The 21,656-nt window shown below is 41.8% G+C and carries 18 protein-coding genes; 3 read left to right on the plus strand and 15 right to left on the minus strand.

What is annotated here, in order from left to right; translation table 11 throughout:
- Positions 1-19: 19 nt before the first annotated feature.
- Positions 20-1,153 carry an SGNH/GDSL hydrolase family protein gene (locus NSQ50_RS18930; protein WP_076223157.1) on the minus strand — a complete coding sequence of 378 codons (1,134 nt, stop codon included), beginning with the start codon at positions 1,151-1,153 and terminating at the stop codon, positions 20-22.
- 152 nt (positions 1,154-1,305) lie between these two features.
- Here NSQ50_RS18930 and NSQ50_RS18935 point away from each other — a divergent pair, with 152 nt between their 5' ends.
- Positions 1,306-1,851, plus strand: coding sequence for a CDP-alcohol phosphatidyltransferase family protein (locus NSQ50_RS18935; protein ID WP_076223154.1), 546 nt, complete (start codon positions 1,306-1,308; stop codon positions 1,849-1,851).
- Here the strand turns inward: NSQ50_RS18935 and NSQ50_RS18940 are convergent.
- Both NSQ50_RS18940 and NSQ50_RS18945 read right to left on the minus strand, forming a co-directional pair.
- Entirely contained in the window at positions 1,838-4,954 is a 3,117-nt protein-coding gene (locus NSQ50_RS18940; protein WP_076223151.1) for an ATP-binding response regulator, read from the minus strand. The genes NSQ50_RS18935 and NSQ50_RS18940 overlap by 14 nt on opposite strands.
- Before the next feature lie 197 nt (positions 4,955-5,151).
- Positions 5,152-5,985: a sugar phosphate isomerase/epimerase family protein gene (locus NSQ50_RS18945; protein WP_038572064.1), complete on the minus strand. Its 834-nt coding sequence runs from the start codon at positions 5,983-5,985 to the stop codon at positions 5,152-5,154.
- Positions 5,986-6,162: 177 nt separating this feature from the next.
- Here NSQ50_RS18945 and NSQ50_RS18950 point away from each other — a divergent pair, with 177 nt between their 5' ends.
- Entirely contained in the window at positions 6,163-7,062 is a 900-nt protein-coding gene (locus NSQ50_RS18950) for a LysR family transcriptional regulator (RefSeq protein ID WP_038572065.1), read from the plus strand.
- A gap of 8 nt (positions 7,063-7,070) precedes the next feature.
- Here the strand turns inward: NSQ50_RS18950 and NSQ50_RS18955 are convergent, their stop codons facing one another.
- From NSQ50_RS18955 to NSQ50_RS18965, 3 genes are all read right to left on the minus strand, one after another.
- On the minus strand, positions 7,071-8,060 hold the full coding sequence (locus tag NSQ50_RS18955; RefSeq protein WP_038572067.1) for an aldo/keto reductase family protein: 990 nt from the start codon (positions 8,058-8,060) through the stop codon (positions 7,071-7,073).
- A gap of 211 nt (positions 8,061-8,271) precedes the next feature.
- The gene (locus NSQ50_RS18960; protein ID WP_038572069.1) at positions 8,272-9,360 is read right to left on the minus strand and encodes a DUF1648 domain-containing protein; all 1,089 of its coding nucleotides are present in this window, start codon (positions 9,358-9,360) and stop codon (positions 8,272-8,274) included.
- A 407-nt stretch (positions 9,361-9,767) separates the two neighbouring features.
- On the minus strand, positions 9,768-9,962 hold the full coding sequence (locus tag NSQ50_RS18965) for a hypothetical protein (RefSeq protein ID WP_249267671.1): 195 nt from the start codon (positions 9,960-9,962) through the stop codon (positions 9,768-9,770).
- Positions 9,963-10,290: 328 nt separating this feature from the next.
- Between NSQ50_RS18965 and NSQ50_RS18970 the strand changes: the two genes are divergently transcribed.
- Positions 10,291-11,499, plus strand: a complete 1,209-nt coding sequence (locus NSQ50_RS18970) for a GNAT family N-acetyltransferase (protein WP_076100315.1) — start codon at positions 10,291-10,293, stop codon at positions 11,497-11,499.
- Between the two features lie 96 nt (positions 11,500-11,595).
- Here NSQ50_RS18970 and NSQ50_RS18975 read toward each other — a convergent pair whose 3' ends face one another.
- The 9 genes from NSQ50_RS18975 to NSQ50_RS19015 all read right to left on the minus strand — a co-directional run bounded on the left by NSQ50_RS18975 (position 11,596) and on the right by NSQ50_RS19015 (position 21,605).
- Positions 11,596-12,513 (minus strand): N-acetylglucosamine kinase, encoded by a 918-nt coding sequence (locus tag NSQ50_RS18975; RefSeq protein ID WP_076100313.1) that lies wholly within the window; start codon positions 12,511-12,513, stop codon positions 11,596-11,598.
- A 28-nt stretch (positions 12,514-12,541) separates the two neighbouring features.
- Positions 12,542-14,104, minus strand: coding sequence for a glycoside hydrolase family 3 protein (locus NSQ50_RS18980; protein ID WP_076100312.1), 1,563 nt, complete (start codon positions 14,102-14,104; stop codon positions 12,542-12,544).
- A 17-nt stretch (positions 14,105-14,121) separates the two neighbouring features.
- On the minus strand, positions 14,122-15,264 hold the full coding sequence (locus NSQ50_RS18985; protein ID WP_076100310.1) for an exo-beta-N-acetylmuramidase NamZ family protein: 1,143 nt from the start codon (positions 15,262-15,264) through the stop codon (positions 14,122-14,124).
- A gap of 98 nt (positions 15,265-15,362) precedes the next feature.
- Positions 15,363-16,070 (minus strand): PIG-L deacetylase family protein, encoded by a 708-nt coding sequence (locus NSQ50_RS18990; RefSeq protein WP_076100309.1) that lies wholly within the window; start codon positions 16,068-16,070, stop codon positions 15,363-15,365.
- A 2-nt stretch (positions 16,071-16,072) separates the two neighbouring features.
- Entirely contained in the window at positions 16,073-17,044 is a 972-nt protein-coding gene (locus tag NSQ50_RS18995; RefSeq protein ID WP_256717022.1) for a GNAT family N-acetyltransferase, read from the minus strand.
- Positions 17,045-18,265 (minus strand): anhydro-N-acetylmuramic acid kinase, encoded by a 1,221-nt coding sequence (locus NSQ50_RS19000; protein WP_076100307.1) that lies wholly within the window; start codon positions 18,263-18,265, stop codon positions 17,045-17,047.
- Entirely contained in the window at positions 18,265-19,125 is an 861-nt protein-coding gene (locus tag NSQ50_RS19005; protein WP_036688719.1) for a carbohydrate ABC transporter permease, read from the minus strand. Before NSQ50_RS19005 ends, NSQ50_RS19000 begins: the two co-directional genes overlap by 1 nt.
- 18 nt (positions 19,126-19,143) lie before the next feature.
- Positions 19,144-20,046 carry a carbohydrate ABC transporter permease gene (locus NSQ50_RS19010; RefSeq protein ID WP_036688721.1) on the minus strand — a complete coding sequence of 301 codons (903 nt, stop codon included), beginning with the start codon at positions 20,044-20,046 and terminating at the stop codon, positions 19,144-19,146.
- Between the two features lie 104 nt (positions 20,047-20,150).
- On the minus strand, positions 20,151-21,605 hold the full coding sequence (locus tag NSQ50_RS19015) for an ABC transporter substrate-binding protein (protein ID WP_036688723.1): 1,455 nt from the start codon (positions 21,603-21,605) through the stop codon (positions 20,151-20,153).
- Positions 21,606-21,656 lie beyond the last annotated feature (51 nt).

Genomic DNA, 21,656 nt, shown 5'->3' on the forward strand with positions numbered 1-21,656 from the left:
GTTTTTTATGAATTTATCATTAACTTTCGCCCGCTAGAATCCCTTTCAAATACCCCGTCAACTCTTTTGCCGCTTGTTCATGAGCTAATGCTCCCGGATGACTTCTTGCCCCTATGGTCTCATCCGTCATATTTGGAAGCTGCAATACAGAAACCTGCTTGTCCCCTGTTTTCTTGCTATAAACATCGACCGCCCGGTAGATCGCTGGCATCATCGGGATACCAAGCATCCCATATGCCCATACGAGATGTGCATGTTGATTATTTTTTCTAAGCTTCATCAGAAATTTCTCAGCGGCATCGACAAAAGCTTGTATATCATCCTCATGATAGGTCCCGTCTTCATTTAAGCGTTGTTTATGGCTCTCCCCTTTTACCTCATCTTTCCATTCTGGCGATTGAAAGGCGCCCCCATCATTTGTTCCTAGATTAACTACCACAACATCTGGCTGCCAGGTTTCAAAAGAATGTTCTTGAAAAGCTCCTAAAGCTTCGTTTTTTGCTCCAGTTAGAAGACCACAAACCTGCTCATAACAATCAGGGATATTACCGTGCGGATTATTATCCCAGCTAGTAAGGACTCCCCAGCCACTTTGAGAAATAACTCTATATTCTGCATTTAAAGCATCTGCTGTCATTCTGGTATAGTTGTTGATGGCGCTAAACCACATTGGAATCCAATCTTCTTCAGCCTTGGCACCTATACTTCCTTCTCCGGATGTGATGCTGTCACCTATGAACTCTATCTTGTGGGGTTTGTCCGCAACCGGCAGGAATTTTCCATCCATCTTCACCGCATGTATCTGCAAAGAGCAGCCAGGATCTCCACTCATTGCCTGCACATCTTTTACAATACGAATATTGTTGACAACACGATCATTCATGCCTCTAAATACACAAATCCAATACCTGCCTGCTACTAACATTTGTCTGCTAACAGGAACGGAATTGATCAGGATGCTAATCCAGGGTTCATAAACATCATAATCTGCTTCTACTTCAAGCCATAGCTCAGAACTTTTAACATTTAATTCGACCGCACTGCCTGTCCAAAATAACGTTAGTGGAGAAAGTAAACCTGTTGTTCTGCCGTGAATTTTCAGATGTTCGATATCAGCTAATGTATGTACCTTTAAGTTTGTATTCTGCTTCATAAAATCCCTCCTAATTTACCGCTAGAATCCTAATCTATACTTCTACTTCACTACTTCTTCAATACTATCTTATAATCCTTTTCCAAATAGCATATACTCTTCCTCTGGTACAATAGAATTAAATGAGGTCATGAACAAAGGTGGGATTGAAGTTGAAAGTTATACCTAACTGTATTACACTTGGCAGAATTATTTTGGCAATAATGCTGTTATTCTTCGAGCCGCTAAGTTCGGCCTTTCTTGCAATTTATATCCTTTGCGGAGTCACCGATCTGATAGATGGTCCAATTGCCCGAAAATCAGGCACAACAAGTAATCTCGGAGCAAAGCTGGATTCTGCTGCCGACACGATACTAATCGGGATCTGCTTATTTACTTTGTATCCGTATCTGGGTCTTACCCTCGAATTCATCCTATGGATCTTCTTGATCGCGGCCATCCGCATAACATCGACAGGGATTGCCCTCCGCAGATTCAAAACTTACGCAAGTATCCATACCTACGGCAATAAACTCACCGGGCTTCTCTTATTTGTAACTCCTATATGGCTTTCCCATAGTAACCCCACCATTTGGACAACCATTGTCTGTATAGTTGCAACCTTATCCGCCGTGGAAGAATTGATGATTCAAATCACATCCACTCAATTACAGCTGGACAGAAAAGGATGGTTTTACAACCCTCCTAATCAGGAATAATGAAAGACACCGTAGTTCCCACCCCAGGAATACTTTGAATCTTCAAGCCTTGTCCATATAATTGTGTTAATCTCCGATCTGTATTAAGGAGCCCAATTCCTTGATCCTTAAGACTTTTTGGTTGCAATAACTTACTGACTTGAGCTTCATCCATTCCAATCCCCGTATCAGCAATGATAAAATGAACAGCCTCCGCATGTGTCTCGATGTGAATACGCAAGGTTCCACCTTTTGCCCGACTTAAGATCCCATGCCGGACGGCGTTCTCGACCAGTGGCTGAATGGTCAGCGGAGGAATTAGTAGCTGTAGATTCGCGTCTACCTCCCATTCAACCTGCAGCCTCTCCTCAAAACGCTGCTGCTGGATATATACATAATTCTCGACCAGCTCCAGCTCTTGCGACAGCGAAACAAGTTTGCCTGCATTTAAGAAGTCAAAGCTGATCCGCAGATAAGTAGTGAATGCATCTGAAAGATCTTTCATTTTGACAGTGTCAAAATCACTCAAGGACATAATCGAATTTAATGTATTAAAGAGAAAATGTGGATGGATCTGCGCTTGTAAATAAGCAGCCTCCATTCTCAAACGATCATTGACTGCTTGCTTCATAGAAGTGAGCGACGAAGCACGATACTTCAATTCCATGGCATCTACTGGCTTGGTTACATAGTCATTAGCGCCAGCCAAGAAACCTGCGTAAACATCCTCCTGCTCACTGCGAGCGGTCAATAGAATAATAGGAAGTTCATACATCGTGAACCGCTCGCGTATCAATCTTGTCAATTCATATCCAGACATGCCCGGCATCATCACATCAGCGATAACCAAATCGAACTGCTCATGATGCAACATATCCAGCGCCTCACGGGCTGAAGTCGTTGTATCAATCCGATAGGCTCCATCTGATAAAATATTTTGCAGAACTTTTAAATTGACCGAATCATCATCAACCGCTAGCACATGTATGATGTCAGCGTCTGTATCGAGCTTCGAGAGTGCCTCTACTTCCTTTGTGTTATAGGTGGCAGCCACCATAGCTGATTTCTCCGCAGTTATCCACGTACTGAATGGTGACAATGGATCCGAATCTTTTTCTGTATGAACATCTGGAATAGATGACTTCAGGCTCCCTTTAGCTACAGGTAATTTGAAGCTGAACTTACTTCCCTGACCCGGCTGCGATTGCAGCAATAATTCACTGCCATGCAGTTCGACCAGCTCCTTACAGATACTAAGCCCCAACCCAATGCCGCCTTGACCGTAAGCCCCTTGTTCATAGCGCATAAAAACACGCTTTTTCAAAGCTTCATCCATACCTACTCCTGTATCCGTAACATGTATCCATACATCCCCACCCACTTGTTCTGCGGCCAGTTCAACACTTCCCTGTTCGGTGTACTTTAGTGCGTTATGAACCAAATTAATCAGAATCTGCACCAATCGCTCCTCATCAGCATAAACACGCGGCAGATTCTCATCTATAGACATTCGAAGCTCCACCTTCGTCCCACCGGTTAAGAAACGTAACATATCCAGTACACCTTCAGCCAATGACCTCACTTGCAGCGCCTTTATATTCATCACAATCCGCTTATCCTGCAATCGCACAACATCAAGCAAGTCATTCAGCATAAGCGACATCCGGCGACTGACCATAATTAGCAATTCCATGTCACGCTGGCTCTCTTCATCCAGCACATGTTTTTTTCTTGTTAACACACTTTGGGCAATATTCATAATCCCATGCAGTGGAGTGCGCAGCTCATGTGACGTATTGGCTAGAAAACGGTCCTTTAATTTATTGGATTCCGCCAATTGAGCGTTCAGTAACACATTTTGATGGGATTGATGAAAATATCTCCTAAACCAATAGGCGGAAAATGCGGCAAGGGCAGCAATTAAATCTACGGGATAAAACATAAATTGTGAGCTACCGGCATAGTAGACAGCCCCCCACAACATATTATTTAGTACTGCTAACACTGAAAACAATAAAAATAGAGCACCTTCAGCTCGTAAGGCTACCATCTTCCAAAAATAATATACCGTCCAACACACTGGAACGTAATACAGGATCATGTAATACCCTTTTCCGATGATATATAACACTGCCTCTTCAGGACCTACAATAATAAATAAAGTAAAAATGAGAACTGACAGGATGTAACTATAAAACGCCTTGCCTTTCCGTCGATTCCCCAATAGTTCTCTTCCCATCAATAAAAGGAATAAACAAAACCCTATATACGAAAGAACCTTTAACCTCAGCATCCAGGCAAAATCAACATGAAGAAACCTGAACAACAGTCCATTATGTTCAACCCCAATGGATACAGCCGCAGCGACCATCATTAGGAAAAAAATAATCAGCTCTGTTTTTCGTACATCCATCAGATAGATAATCAATAAATACAACCCATGTAGAAGAAGCATGACCCCTACGACTAGCTGCAAGCCAATGGAATTCCAGTATATAGTGTCTACCCCATGTTGAATGCCAAACTCCACGGACCGAATTATGCCCCCTTTTAGTGGAGACTCATAGTTTGACGTCCGAACAAACAGATCCAGATGCTTCTGATCTGTAGGTGTATAACTGATTAAGAATGCTTTCGTCACATAAACATGCTCTTCCTTCTCGTCAGATAACACACCAAACCGTGCGAGCACTGTTCCATTGATCTCCACTTCAGAAGAAGTATAGATGGACTGGAACCAAAAGCTTAGCGGCTCAGACAAGGGTTGATCTAGCAAAATACGCATATGATAAGTTCCGTATCCATATGCCTTTTTTTGCTCTGAAGGATTAAATGCGGTACTCCAGTTACCCGGCACCTGAAGCATTTGGCCTTTTAAAACGCTATCCACATTGGCGGCATTCACCCATTGTTGAGGATAAAACTCCCATTCTCCATCCAATGGAAAAGAGCTTAGTGATTCAAGGTCTACTCCCCGCAAATCGAGCACACCTTGCTCCACTACCGGGGCATTGGATAAAGTAAAATGATTGTACCAGCTCCAGCGTATTGCAATCAGCAGGCAGATGAATACTACTATGTACAACATATGACTTAACTTAATTTTATTCTCCGAAGTTCTCATAGACTCCTCATTCGTCAATAGTATTTAATAGTGCTATATCCCTATCTCCAACTTTGAGCAATACAGTATGATTATACTATATTAAGAGGCCTATAGACGTATGTAATCCTATGTTTAGAGGAAAAAAATCAACTATCCCATAGAGCAGATAGTTGATTCCTTCCTTAACGCTTCTTCTAATGTAGAGTTCGATGTGTTTAGATTTCTAGCAATGAGAATACTTTATCGAAACCTGCTTTGGAACGGGAAAATAATTCAGATGAACTGTGTGCGGAGGCTGGTGCCAGCACTTCTTGGGCGATAACGCCGGTATACCCGATCTTTGTAAGGCTTCCCAGGAAGCCTGTAAGATCAATAGCCCCTTCCCCTGGATACAATCGATCAAAATCAAGCAATTCTTCTATGGGCAGAGGTTTAGCATCATTGATATGGACATACGCGATTTGATGCGGTTGTAATTTCAGCAGATCCTCACTTGTTAATCCATTTGTATGCCAATGATAGGAATCCAGCAACAAGCCGATATTTCTCACTTGAATGGTGTCTATCCAGTTCAACGTATCATGCATCGTCCAGATCAGCGGATTTGCCCATTGTGTACGTAAGTGATGAGGGCCAACGAACTCTAAGGCTAGCGAAATACCATAAGCGCCTAATATTTCTGCACATAGTCTTAAACGTCTAGTGGCTGCAATCATAAACGGTGCGACCGGAAGATCAGTCGAAGGTAAAATATATGTGCAGCATGTGGTGCACTTTAAGTCAGCAGCGGCCTCAGCCATCTGGGTAAGCGATTTCAGACTCTCCCTAAAGCTATCCTCTGTCGTGCGCCAATCTACCTCTAAACCAAAAGATCCTAGCATGACGCCATGACTTTCCAACAATTGAACTGCCCCATCCTTGCCATATTGCTGTACCAACTCTAATGGATTGACGTCTATGGACCGAAACCCGAATTGGCTCGCAAGTCTGATGTATTCTTCATTGGAACTAATCTCACCCAAACCTGCTGTTGTTAATCCTCTTATCATCGTAGATCTCCCCCTTTATGACCAATCAAACAGTACATCATTGTTCTGGGTACCCATTCCAAGTCTAGCGCATTTGGCACTCGAATAAAACACCTCAAAGGACATGTCATTCCTTTCATTTTTCTTCAAAGATCCTTATACTTGCTTGAAGAAGCATTTCAAGGGAGAATGAAAAGTATGGACATAAAAAAATTGCAATACTTTATCGCAGTAGCAGAGGAACTGCATTTTAACCGTGCAGCAGAGAAGCTAAATATGACACAGCCTCCCTTAAGCCAGCAAATTCAAGCTCTGGAGAATGAAATTGGTGTGAAACTATTAGAACGGAACAAAAGACAAGTTCGTCTCACGCCAGCGGGGGCGGTATTTCTAGAAGAGGCTAAATCCATTTTATCTCAACTGGAACGCTCTATTAAAACAACACAATTAGTCGATCAAGGAATTATCGGACATTTGAACATTGGATTTATAGATTCTGCAGCTGGTGGAGTATTGGTTAATATGTTAAAAATGTTTCGGGAACGTTATCCACAAGTACAACTCAGATTACATGAGATGACGTCTGCTCAGCAGTGGCAGGCTTTACATGAAGGAACGATTCACATTGGATTTGTACGTTATACAGAGTCGGGCAAACATATCGACCATCGTCCCTTAGTCAATGAATCGCTTATTGCCGTTTTGCCAGAGCAGCATCACCTATCTCAATTACCGGTGTTATCCATTCGCTCTTTAGCTTTAGAGCCGTTTATATCGTTCCCGCGTCATTTAGGAGCTCCTTTTCATGACCTCATTATGAGCTTCTGCGCCCAACACGACATGTATCCGAATGTTGTACAGGAAGCCATTCAGATGTACACCATTGTAAATTTGGTAGCTGCTAATCTTGGAGTTTCCATTGTGCCCTCTTCAGTTGCTATTTTTCAGCGTGAAGGTGTCGCATTTCGTCCCTTTGAAGAAAGCACACCATCGATTCCCCTTTATGCCGCTTGGAGAACCGATTGCGATCGTGCCTCCTTATCCGCGTTACTAGAGATCATAGGACAAATGAGTTCAGAAGCTATTAATGGTGAATAATATAATATTCAGCCCGTTTTTCTAGGATCACGTTCAACGAGTCCTTCTAGCACCCTATCGATTTCCAACATCACTTCCCTATCCAGACGAACTCCCGCAGCTTTGGCATTTTCTATAACCTGCTCAGGCTTGGATGCCCCAATAATTGCAGAGGAGACTTGTGTATTTTGCAACACCCATGCTATAGCCAACTGCGGAAGCGTCAACCCAACTTCACTGGCGATGGAAGAGAGATTCGAGACCGCCTCAAGCACCTCAGTCCGAAGCCACTGACCCGCCAATTTATTCATAAATGGTGAGCCCGCAGCGGTTGAAGCACGAGAACCCTCTGGCAATGGTTGCCCTGGCATATATTTACCTGAAAGAATCCCTTGAGCAAGCGGTGACCAGACCACCTGTCCAATCCCTTCCCGCTCACAAGCTTGAACTACCTCCGTCTCCATCACGCGCCATAACATCGAATATTGAGGTTGACTAGCCACCAATGGCACCTTCAATTCCCTCGCCAAAATAGCACCTTCTGCTATCTGATCCGCCGTCCACTCACTTATCCCGACATAGAGAACCTTACCTTGACGCACCAGATCCGAAAAAGCCAAAAAGGTCTCTTCAAGGGATACTGTTGCGTCAAAGCGATGCGCATAATAGATATCAATATAATCGGTCTGTAATCTGTTCAGTGAAGCATGGCACGCCTCCATAATATGCTTGCGAGACAGACCTCTTGCGTTACGTCCCGTCCCTGTGGGATGGCACACCTTGGTACACAATTCGATATCAGCTCTGTGCACTCCTTTTAATGCTTGGCCCAGCACCATCTCAGCTTTCGTATCGGAATATACATCTGCAGTATCAAATGTTGTGATCCCTACATCCAATGCAGCGCGAACACAAGCATGGGCAGTATCATTGTCCACTTGAGCACCATGTGTAATCCAATTACCATAAGCAATCTCACTTAGATGTAAGCCACTAGTTCCTAATTTGCGATAGTTCATTTTATACCCTCCTTTAGATAACAATCTGATTGTAACAAAGAGATATTAATACGAGAAATACTCTTTAATATGCAGTTTAATTCAAAATAGATATTACTGAGACACTTAAAGATAATAAAAAAACACCCTTTAGGCGTTTTTTTCGGTAAATATTCTGTTTCGAAACTCTAACTTCGTCTATACTCCGGTGAGTATTAACCTCCAAGCTTTGTTACCGCACCACAACTAACAGTACAATAATTCCGAGCCAAAACAGCCAGCTTACTGGGTGACCGAAATTTAATCCCCAGCCGACTCCGAGCCTTTTCTTGACGATTAGGTTTGGATCTTTGCTATTGAAATAAATCATACCTAATAGCCATTTTTCATCATCATGGACAGGTCTGACATTGGAGCTATCGGCAGATCGCTCCAAGCGGCTTTCACCCTGACCAGCCCAGAACGTTAAGGCCAAGGCGTATAGGATGATAAGGGCTATTATGATTAGGATAATAGGGATAGCGAAATTCATGTTAAGCTGAGATATCATATTTAGTTGCACGACGGAAAACAGGATAACTATTAAGAAGCTTGCTGTAAGCATAAAATATGACCAAGTACGGCGGTAAGTTGCGTCTTGTCTGATGGAACGGTTAGGATCATTGGGTTGAACCTGCTGCTTCACTCTGCGAATACTCCAATTCTCAAATATGAACAAAAGTGTTATGAACACTTGCATGATCGTAGGCATAAACACAGAACTATAAGATTTAGCTGCATAGCCGTCTACGTTCCAACTGCTGTTGTAATGGATCGGAATCTGATCAGGAATCAGATCGTAGTTGCGTAGCACATTTACAATAGTAACAACAATAATTAAAACATGAATGAGGAACCATTTATTAGACAAGCCAATGTTTCTTTTCCGAAATCCAGTGTCCACTGCCATGATCGATGGTTCCAGAGCAATAGGCAGCATAGGTAGTAAACTTTTCATTTTGAAATAATAGCTAATGTTTATGACTAGGGAGATTACGACCATGGCGAGTGAATAAGTGACAATGATCCAACTTGGTTGCTTGGAATGTTCATCACCGTATATTAGACAGAGGATACAAATAATGAATAGGATGGTATGTAAGGTAGCACTAATCCTAGCATATGACTTCCGCATCTGGCGCAGAGGCTCACTATGGAATTGTACAGGGCTGACGGTGACCCCAAAACTAATCGTCTCTCTTGTTAAATAAGGCATGCTTACCATGAGTACAATGGCAGGTACAAATACTAAGATCATTACTATAACAGGCATTATCGTCATATCATTCGCCTCCTCTTATACATAAGTGTGTATTTGAAAACTCTATAACCCTTATAGCATAGGCGATTCATCACTATGCCTTTTTGCGTATGATTATCCTATTAACTTAGGATAGGTAATCGGCTTGAACATAAATTTTATTATAATCGATTTTAGTGAATATAGGGGTGAAATTAACAATTTATCCAGTTTTTTTGCTACGCAGAGCTACTCATCTGACAACTGAATTATGGCAAGTACATCTGTTTGAAATTCTGTGTAGGTAAAGGACTCGCCTCGTATCTGCAATGGTGCGGATTACTTCGTCAGAGTATAAATAAGTCCTTCCATGCTTAATATAGTACTTGCTCAGGTTTGTTCCATTAAGATATTTCTCTACAATCGCTCGATAAATCGGACGCTTCATTTCATCCACTATCAATGATAGAATGCACCGTTTCATTCGATTCAACATCAAAATAGCCAACATACGGCGTATTTTCTACTTCCGCTGATAATCGGATTTTCAGTGCAGGGAAACCATCTATTCCTAGCGACCTGCAAAAACGAACAACCGCCGCACTGCTTGCCTCCGCTTTTGTCGCTAACTCATGTATGGTCATATGCAGCACTTCTTTAGCATTTGCAAGAATGTACTCCGCTACTTTTTCTCTGATTCTGGCAATTCATTTAAGTCTAGCTCAATTTGCGAAATCATACTTCCCCGCAATTAAACCCGCTCCAACAAATGCAGGAATCATTGGTATGAAAATATTTCCGATTTTTCACAAAAAGTTCTTGAACGGTTTATCTATGATTCCACACGTTCCATTATTGACGAATTTTTTTTTCAACATTAAACTATAAGTTAAGAAATTAAATTTCAAAAAAAACCGTTTTTTTTCATTTATTAAATTTATCCCAACATTACGGCGCAGGAGGAAATGAAAGATGACGACGACACCAAACATCATCGTAATGAACCATCCAACTAGAGAGCAGCTTGAAAAGATTTACGATATTTTAGATGAATGCTTTTCCGTAGGCCGAGCTTTTTTCCAAGAAAGATTAGACCTCGACACCACATATGATCCAGATACAACATGGTTTGCGATGGTAGACGGTAAGATTGCATCCAATGTACAAATTTTCCCGTTTCATATCAGAGTCGGTCAAGCGATCTTGAAAACAGGTGCAATGGGGAGTGTCGGTACAGATCTAAATTACCGCGGGCTGGGGCTTGCACACAAAATTCTTCATGCGCAGACCAACTATATGAAAGAAACCGATTATGATATAAGCTTGCTTTTGGCTAGCAAGCATGCGTTTTATGAAAAGGCTGGCTGGAGACTTATTCCGGAGACTGCTTTCGCAATTGAAAAACCAGCAAGTTTGGAGCAGCAGCAAAACAGTGATGAAATCATTCCTTTTGAAGCCTGTTATCTTGATGATATCCGTTTCATCTATGAACAATTCAATAAGAATCGTACCTACACCGTGATCCGAAGTAGAACGTATTGGAATGATTTATTGACCTGGCCGGAATGGAAGAAAGTTGACTGCTTGCTCCTTCGCAGAAATGGAAAAATCGTCGCTTATGGCATCATTGAAAAGAAAGATACTGAACAAGTATTTATTAATGAATTATTGTATTTGAACGAAGCCGAAAACGGCGTTGAAGCTTTGTTTCATGCCTTATGTCAGCTGCGTCAAAATGCAAAGCAAATATTAGCGATGCTCCCAGAGGACCATAAGCTATATTCCTATTACCAACAGCATCAAGCTAATTCAATTCAAATCAATATGGCGATGTGGAAAATGATCAATCTCAGTTCAACTTTCCATAAGCTTCAACCTGAATTAGAAGATCGCCTAAACCGTAGCAACATAATTGCAGACCAGGAGCTGCATATTGCACTTCGCAGTAATGAGGACTGTATCTACTTGGATTATAAGCAAAAGCAGCTTTCTGTTTCCGATGCTAGTAATCATACCAATCCCTATACTTCAATAGAAGTAGATGAACGCGAGCTAATGACTTATATCATGTTCGGCTATAATGAAGCAGGCGCAGCAAAGGACAGTACTGAGCACGCTAACATCCTTCAAGCTCTATTTCCGAAACAACAAGCCGTGTTTTATTTGACTGATAAATTTTAAGCCATTTTTGATTCCTACCATTTTAAAATAAGGGTGTGTCGCAAGTCCAACTGCTCGGACTTATGACACACCCTTATTTTTCCATAGCGACAAAAACTAGTCGTTGTTCTTTTTTGATCTTCCTAACAGGACAGCACCGTAGGCTGCATCCTTAATCGGCAAAATCAACTTTGTTTGCGGGTAGCTCTGTGCGAGCTTTCGCTCCAAGGCTTCTTTCACAAAGCGAGACTTTTGCAGCACACTTCCTGCAATCGCAATCGGACTTTCATATAGCTTAAGCCGTTCAATAACAGGCACAACAAGCTCATATAGATTGGCTGCACATTTCTCCGCTAACGCTATTGCATGTGCATCGCCCTTCTCGCATGCGGTCGTCATAATCGGTGCGAGCTGCGCAATATCTTTTTTCGTCGTATTTTTATCATAAACAAAGCCAATAATCTCTTTCACAGTGCTTAATCCAAGCTGCTCATATACCATCGCTGGGATGACCGTATCGGTTATTCTTCCGTCCTCCACTTGAACTAATCCGGATAATAGATCGCGCCCAATACTATAACCGCTTCCCTCGTCATCAATCAGATGACCAAAACCTCCTGTGCGATGCTGCTCTCCTTTTTCATTGACCCCAAAGCAAATCGATCCTGTACCGGCAATGAGAATGATGCCTTGCATTGCATTTTGTGCCCCGTATAATGCGGTTTCTTGATCGCCAGTAATCGTTAATGGCCCGATATAACCGTTATTTCTCACATGCTGTTCCAAAAAATTGATGACCAGCGGATTACTTATTCCTGCCGCACCTATACATATATGAGCAACTTCTTGTAAATTACTGCAGTAGAGCTTCATTTGACTAAAAATTTTCTCAAAGGAAGCGGCAATAGCATCAGCATCACCACCGTTATAATTAATAGGCCCTACAGTAAAGGTGAATAAAGAGTCTTCCTGGTCATGCGTAATGGTGACAGCTGTTTTCGTGCCACCCCCATCAATTCCAACGATAAATGCCATACCTATGTCCCCTTGTTGTACTTTTTATCTACATCTGTATCGTAATCTTGGCGGTGGGTACAACCTCACCATTTAGGATTGGAAGGAGTGATTTGAATGCATCAAGTGTATACTCAAATGCCGCAATTCCGCAGAACTCGCCTTCGATTAACGGTAAATCATACGGGCGACCTAATGTAATGGCCGTTACTTTGCAGCCTGCTGCCAGCAGCTTCTGAACAAGCGCAAGCTGACCTTTGTTTTCACGCGCATTAAACAAGCCGATAACAATATGCTTGTAGCCTTGTACCTTTGGAAGCGCAGCGTTGATTTGCTCCTCGCTCGGGTCAATGTCGATAATCTCATAAGCTGTATTAAAATGCTCCCCCATATATTGCGGAAAGCTAAGAGCTTGATTCAAGCTGCTGGACGCAAGATCGGTGCGGTATGAATAGGAACCCATAAATAACACTTGCTCGTCACCGGTATGAATGGGCTGGAGCTCACCTTTAATGAGGCAGATCGTTTCCGTACGCATTAGCTCATTTGCTCGGCGATGTACATCGCAGCCAACTAGTTCATAATCTAGCTCCTCAATCGTCGCATATTGTGCTTTATAAGCTAAAATTTTTGTAACAGCTGCATCAATTAGCGCTTCATCCAAATCACCGGTGGCTACAGCTTCTTCGATCAAATGAATCGCTTCCTTCACTGTCTCAGGAGTATGACTAATGAATACCAAATCAATACCTGCTTTAACAGCTCCTAACGCTCCTTTTGCCGTACCATAGTATCGTTTGATCGCATCCATTTCTAAACAATCCGATACAACTAACCCTCTATATCCTAATTTTCCTTTTAATATCTCTGTAATAATGGTATGAGACATAGTTCCGGGCACACCGGATTTTTCAATTTTCGGAAATAAAATATGTGCACTCATAATCGCTTGAGCTCCTTGCTCAATTGCTGCCTTAAACGGCAGCAGCTCAAGCTGCTCTAATTCCTCAAGTGTTTTTTCAATGCTAGGCAAGCCAATATGTGAATCGACATTTGTATCACCATGACCTGGAAAATGCTTAAGTGAGGACATGACGCCTCCATCGAGCAAACCCTTCATCATTTGAATTCCATACTGGGATACTGTTGCAACAGAATCACCATATGAACGAACATTTATGACTGGATTCAATGCACTATTGTTAACGTCCATAACTGGAGCTAGATTAAAATTAATACCTAATGCTTTCAATTCTCTGGCAGTCATTCTGCCTGCTGCATACGCATTTTCAGGTCGTCCTGAAGAAGCAATTGCCATGGCTCCAGCAACATTGGTCGCGTCTTTAGGCATACGAGTGACTCGACCGCCTTCTTGGTCGATCGTAATAAAACCCGGGATACCAGTATGTGTCGTGTACCATTGCTGCAGCTCAGTAACAAGCTGGCCTAATTGATATTTATTGTCGATATTATGTGAGAATAAAATAATATTGCCCACTTTATAATGCTCAATAACTTCCTTCAGCTCAGGAGTGATCTCGGTTGAAGGGAAGCCTGTTACGAACATTTGTCCAATCTTTTCGCGCAAGCTCATATGTTCTATTGTTCTCATCAATTATTCACCTTCCTCTAGCGATATAAATGATACTGCTGTGTTATTTCTGCAAATTGCTTGCTTTCCGCTGCAAACTGTTCAAGCAGCTGCTTAGCTTGCATATTTTCCGTACGATACATGCTGTCTCCCCCCAGCAAATCGATAAATGGGCGAGAGCCCTCCTTCACAGGAGGCAGGAATGAAAATTGCTCGTACAAATCTCTTATCGTAAATAATAAGGTTACCCCAACTTCTAAAGGCCTCAGCACTTGGAGATCTGTAATGTAAATTTGTACCCCGCCGCATAGCTCGCCACAATGTTTAGATGACGTTGGCTTGAAATAAACTGGACGAAAAAGCACACCCGGGATACCTTTTGCATTCATCTCATCTGCCAATTGCTGCGCTTGAATGAACGGAGCACCAATCATTTCAAACGGGAACGTTGTGCCTCGTCCTTCCGAGCAGTTCGTGCCTTCAAATAAACATGTTCCTGTATATAATAACGCTGTTTCATATCGTGGCATTCCAAGTGAAGGATGAACCCAAGTTAATCCTGTATCCGGGAAGGACATGCTCCGTTCCCAGCCTTCCAAACGAACGACATGCAGCGATGCATTCCAATTCATTTGATCATTTGCCATCGTTGCTACCTCACCTGCTGTTAAGCCGTATCGCACGGCTAGCTCGTAATTTCCAACAAATGATTTGAAGCCGGGCTTCAAGACATTCCCTTCTACCGTTACCCCGTTAAGCGGATTAACACGATCAAGAACAACAAATTCCACACCTGCATTTGCACAATCTTCAAGTGCATATAGCATCGTATAAATAAATGTGTAATAGCGTACACCAACATCTTGAATATCGTATACAATGATGTCTACTTCATTCAGCATTTCTTTTGTTAAACGCTTGGAGTCTTTACGGTACAAGCTATAGACTGGAACATTCGTAAAAGGATCCATGTAAGTGTCTACTACTGCCCCTGCATCCAAATCTCCGCGAACGCCATGCTCAGGTGAAAACATCGCAGCAAGATTAAAATTTTCATGTAATATAGTAATCGTTGATGCAAAATCCTTCGTAAGACCTGTCGGCGCTGTAATCAATCCTACGCGCTTACCTTCGAACAAATAACGATAATTCGTTATAGAATCAATCCCATTTAACACCATATGAAGCTGCCTCCTAGCTGCTTTTTCGCATAAATGGATAGAACAAGGGAATGTTTCCTGCTATACATAGAAACACTCCCTCTTAGCTAGTTGAATAGTTACCAAAGACTAGACTGCCTAACCTTCACCGTTTCAGCTGGCACCATAAATGCTTCTGCATATGTCTTTCTTGCTTCACAGCCGCGAACAACTGCTAGTGCTTTATAATAATCCATGTATTTGAAAGATTTGCTATTCGTCACAAACCAATGCTTGCTTAAAGCATCTATCCATAGATCAAATGCCGCTTGATCGAAATCCACATATACGTAAGGGACATAATCAACCGCATCCTCCCAGTTTTCGGAGTAATATAATCTTGCTGCAAAGTGCGCGGGGAGCGCTCGTTCAAAGGATGATAGACTTGCGAAGAAACGGGCATCATTTACGATATGATGCGTTAGCGCATGGTCCTTATGCATACTGTTTTTCCAGTGTGTAATAATAATGTTAGGCTTCACGCGACGAATTACATCACAAACCTCCATACGAATTTCTTGATTGTCAGGCAACTCTCCGTCACAATAATCATCGAATACAATGGCTTCACCGCCTAGCATATCCGCAAAAACCTGTGCCTCTTTCACTTTTTGCTGACGATATTCCTTTATATCCTGTCCTGCCGGGACCCCTCGTTCACCCGCAGTTAACGCTAGTGTCACAATGCGATCTCCCTTTAAACTATGACTAGCGAGTACACCACCAGAAGCTAGCTCCACATCACCAACATGTGCTCCAATTGCTAATACTGTGAATTTTTCGCTCATCTTTAAAGTTCCCTCCGCAATATAGAAAATTGTTTTTCAATAGTAAAGCCCGCTTTTTGATAGATTCGAAGAGCCGGATTATTATTTCCAGTGAATAGAGAGATATATTGACAGCCCACATTTTGAAAAGCTTCAACCATTCTGAAAAATAATACACTGCCAAGGCCATGACCCTCATGCTCTGGGTGCACTCCGATACCGCAAAAAAATGCTCTTCCATCAGGCTGCGAAATAATTGGACCCGCAAAGCCCACAACCTCGTTGCCGTACACAGCTACTACAAGTGGTGCGCCAACCTTCACATAAGTAACAACATCCTTCTTCCACTGCGGATTTTGCAGGGCAGCAAGCGTTGCTTCAAGCCCTGTATGTAAATCAGGGACATAGGAAGTAATGTAATAGTCCTTGCTATTTGCATTGGTTTCCTTATCTAAAATATCTTCGGGAACTATAAAGCTTCCGAGTCTTAAATACATGCCGCATTGCCTCGCTCGATCTTCGTAGCCTCTAGCAATTAAAGCTTCATATAATGGCTGGTCCTTACTGATGCCCGGGGCATTATTATGCTCATGCTGAGGTGCACTTGGTATACTCCACTTCAGCTTAACAGGGTTGAAAAACAATACATCCGCTTGTCTTTTCCCAAGTTCTTGGAATCTTTTTTCTAAACGCAATAGAAAAGCATCGTAAAGCTCCAGAGAAGCCACATGGGTATCTATAATAACACTCGTAATATAACCCGCCACATCTCCAAGAGGGAGATCGTCACCGCAGCAGCCAGCTGCAAAACCAACAATCCCTTTTTCGTCACAGCCTACCCATATACAGTCAGCGTCAAAATAAGGATGGTCGATGAATGTATCTTGAAACTCTCGCTCTGTAAATGGCTTATAATCATATTTTGTAGCCTCACGATTCCAAAGCTCTACAACTGCAGAGTGATCTTCAATTGAAAAGGTTCTGATTTGCATCATTTAAGCCTCCTGTGAACGTCCAATATAGGGCCAGGAAATTTTGCCCATTACTACTGGCTGTGAAGCTCCAGTTACTAGCGGGATATTGTTTGGTAAGCGCTCCATCGTGTAATACGCTAGCAGAGCAAAAGCAATTGCTTCCTTAGCATCACTATTACCACCGATATCCTCCTGCGTCAGCACCTGCACGTTATGCGGTGCAAATAAGTGTTGTAAATCACGCAAAAGCGTCTTGTTATAGCTTCCACCGCCGCCAATTAACAATTGCTCAGCCTGATGCTGCGGTGCAATATACCGTTCATAGCTATCGACGATGCTCCAGGCAGTTAAGTACGTAGCTGTTGCAACAACATCTTCCGCTTTCCAGTTATTAACCTTCATCATTTCAATAATTTGTGCCACGTATTGTTGGCCAAACCGTTCTCTGCCTGTCGATTTTGGTAACGGCATCGTATAATATTTATCCTGCTGCATCCATTTCAATAGCTCATCAATCACTTGACCGCCCGCACCAATTTCGCCATCAACATCCATGGTCATTGGTGCAAATAATTGCGATACAAGGCCATCGATAATCATATTTCCAGGACCCGTATCAAAAGCAAATACCTCATCCGGTGAGGCATTTACAGGCAAAACAGTCACATTGCCTATTCCGCCAATATTTTGCATCAGAATTGTTTTCTCTGGATTGTTAAACAATAAGTATTCGGTAAATGGTACTAACGGAGCTCCTTGTCCACCCATTGCCATGTCAGCAACTCGAAAGTCTGATACGCAAGGAATTCCTGTGCGATTGGCGATAACTGCACCATCCCCAATCTGAACAGTACAATGCAGATTATAGCCGCCCATAACATTCTCTTCCGGAGCATGATAGATTGTTTGACCATGTGATCCTACTGCGAATATTTGCGAAGGCGAAAGGCCGCATTTCCCTATAACGGATAATGTGGCTTGGGCGTATAATTCGCCAAGCCACATATTCATTGCGCCAACCTTATCAATCGTAGCTTTAGCGGGATCAAAAAGCTCAAATATGGAGTTTCTAACTTGCACCTCAAAAGGTGTGTTTTCAAAAGCCAGTAATTCAATCTCTACTCCATGCTCTTTTTCGGCTGATGGGAAAAGCTTAACTACTGCTGCATCAATACCATCTACTGATGTACCTGACATCAAGCCAACTAAGTATGTTGCATCAACTTTTGATTGTTTGTCCATTAACCTTTCACCGCTCCAACTGTTACCCCTTCAAGGAAGTATTTTTGTAAACTGAAGAACAAAATAAACATTGGAACTGCTGAAATGGTTGCCCCCGCCATCATCGGTGCAAAGTAAGTTGTATTCGCAAAGCGAAAGTTTTTCAAGCCGACCTGAATGGTTTGCATATCCATCGTATTCGTTACTAGGAACGGCCAGAAAAAGTCATTCCATGCCGCCATGAACGTTAGGATTGCTAGTACTGCCATAATTGTTTTAGATAGAGGCATAATGATATACCAGAAGATTTTAGGCTGGGAACAACCTTCGATTTTAGCAGATTCAATAATTTCACCTGGAATGGAGGACATGAACTGCTTAACCAAGAAGATATTGTATACCGTTACTATGCTCGGCATAATCAACGCTGTGTACGTATTTTGTAATTCAAAAATGTTTACGATCAAAATATATAGTGGAACCTGAGTGACTTGAACAGGAATCATCATAGATCCCAGCAAAATAGCGAACAAAATGTTTTTCCCTTTAAATTTCATTTTTGCAAAAGCATATCCAGCAAGTGTAGCAAAAAATACGTTAGATACCGTGATACACGCTGCCACTATAAAGGAGTTCAATAACCAGTCCCATGTATGTGGGCTGAAGTTAAAGAAGAATTTATAAGATTCAAATGAAATCTTCGATGGTAGGATAGAATAGCTCATTGCACCAGCTTCTACCGGATCACCGAACGAGGAGATGACCATAAAGTATATCGGGAATATGGTAGCTGCGGCAAATAGGATAAGGAACGTAATGTTTGCACCATTACGTATAAACAGATACCCTTTGCTTCTTAAGCTATTGTTGTACAAACCCATAGTATTCTGCTCCTTTTCCTAGTATTCTACATCTTTACCTATAAACTTGAATTGAAGGAATGAGATAAATCCGATAATCGCTGCTAGAACTAATGATTGTGCCGCTGCCTCACCAAACTCAAAATATGTGAACGCATTGTTAAAGATTAACAAACCTACCATTGTTGTTGCATGGTCTGGTCCACCGCCTGTCATAAGATAAGCGTTTTGGAATACTTGGAAGGAACCGATAACACCAGTAACAAGTAGGAATAGCGTTGTTGGCTTAAGGAAAGGGACAACGATAAACCAAAGCTTTTGCAGGAAAGACGCGCCATCAATTTCAGCTGCTTCATAATAGCTGTTATCAATAGCGAGTAATGCGGCTATATAAATAATAATTGCTGTACCATGACTTGATAACCATGACATTAATACAAGTGAGAACATTGCAGTTGCACTGGAACCAAGCCAGTTTTGATTTTCAATACCTAAAAAACTCACGAGCTTATTGGCAATACCTGATTTTAACGGATCGAAGATCCACAGCCACACAACAGAAAGCGCTACACCAGATGCTACGGCTGGCAAGTAATATAGTGCTTTAAAGATCGTTTGTGTTTTTTTCTTGAAAGGAATAATCAAAATTGAAATTAAAAATGATAGAAGAATATTAAACGGAACAGTTAATAGCGTATATACTAACGTATTTTTCAGCGCTTTCCAGAAAAGTTCATCTGAAAAAGAGTTAACGAAGTTATCCACGCCGACAAAAGTGGATCCTAATGGACCATATTTTTGTAAGCTGATAATAAAAGCATTGATGACTGGATATGCGGTAAATAAAGAAAACGCAATAAGTGCTACTGCGATAAACGCGTATCCCCAACCTGAGTCACTTTCGAGTTTCAATTTTTTTCTTTTAGTCAACGTTTGATTCATTGGGTCGCACCTCTCTTCTAAAAACAGTACAAGCTCTAGCTAATTTAGAAGGAAAGCTGTACGTTCTAGCTACGCACAGCTTTCACATGTCAGCCTACGACAGACTAGTCAACTACAATACCATCTTTACCGAAAGATTTAATTGCAGCTGCTTTAACTGCATCATACATTTCTTGTGGAGCAATCTCATTTGCAAGTAAGGCTTGTAGTTTAGGAATAATAACTTCTGTTTCAATTTTTAATGCTTCAGCAGCCAGATCAGTAGGAATATCTGTACGAGCCGGAAGCGCTTTTGCCATCATAGCTTTACCTGCAGCAACGTTATCTTCGTTACGAGGGAATTTTTCAAGTACTTCTGCATTACGTGCAGATTCAGTAATTGGTGATAAGAACAGCTCATTACTGTAGTTAGCAGCAATTGAACCAGAAGACAAGAAATTCGTTGCTAGGGCAATATTTTTGATGTGCTCTTCAGATGGAGCTTTTTTACCACGAAGTGCGATATAACCATCAACGATTGAAGTAGGGACATAATCGGCACCGTTGAATGTTGGGACTGGAAGTGAAATATAATCAACTTCAATAGAATCTGCAACAGCTGAACCATCGTTCGCTTTAATCTTCTCATTGTTTAGACGAGCAGAGTTTTCAAATGCAGATAAACCTTTACCTGTGATCATCGTTTGACCCGTTAGGAACATGTTCCACCGTTTACCAGCATCGATAGAGCTTAGCTCTTTAGGCATAGAACCATCGTTGATCATTTCGCGAATAGATGTAAGTAGCCCCAAGAAGTTTTTGCTTGTATACGTATATTTAAGATCTTTATCGAAGTAATCTGGTAAACCAGCAGTTTTAGCAAGAATAGCTAGATAGTCTTTAGATGCTACACCAGATGTTGCGAACACGAAACCATAACGAGTAGTTTCACCTTTATCATTTTTCACTACGCCTTTAGAAATTGCATTACGGAACTCTTCATAAGTCCAACCGTTTTGTTGAATGCTTTTCCAATCAATTCCGGCTTCTTCAAGGAATTGTTTGTTACCACCGATAGTGTGGATTTCCATATACGCTGGTAGGCCGTATTGAGCGTCACCTAGTTGGAAATATTTCAATGGAACTTCGTCATAATCTGCCTTGGCTTCATCAGAAAGGGCACCGTTAAGGTCGATTAGTACATTAAGTGCTGCATATTTCGAAATTCCTGAAGCACCGATAAAAGCAATATCTGGAGGAGAACCTGCATTTACTTGAGTATCAAGTTTTTGCGTCATATCTTCCCAGCTCGCTGGCTCGATTTTCAAAGTCAAGTTAGGATGTAGTGTATTAAATTCTTTTTCCATATCAGCAAAACGTGTTTGATAGTTCGCTGATATCGGAGGTAAAAGTGCTGTAATCGTATCCTTTTTAGGCTCAGAACCACCGTTACTAGTTCCTGTGTTACCGGAATCTGTAGAAGCTGGTGCGTTATTTCCGTTTCCTCCGCAAGCCGATAATAGTGATACCATCATGATTCCTGACAAAAACAGAGTTAATCCACGTGATCTTTTTTTCATCGAAAACAGCCTCCTCAATTATTAATAGCATCCATCCTGTTATTCCACTTT

The sequence above is a fragment of the Paenibacillus sp. FSL R10-2788 genome, assembly GCF_038003885.1.
Classification (GTDB): Bacteria; Bacillota; Bacilli; order Paenibacillales; family Paenibacillaceae; genus Paenibacillus_AQ; species Paenibacillus_AQ odorifer.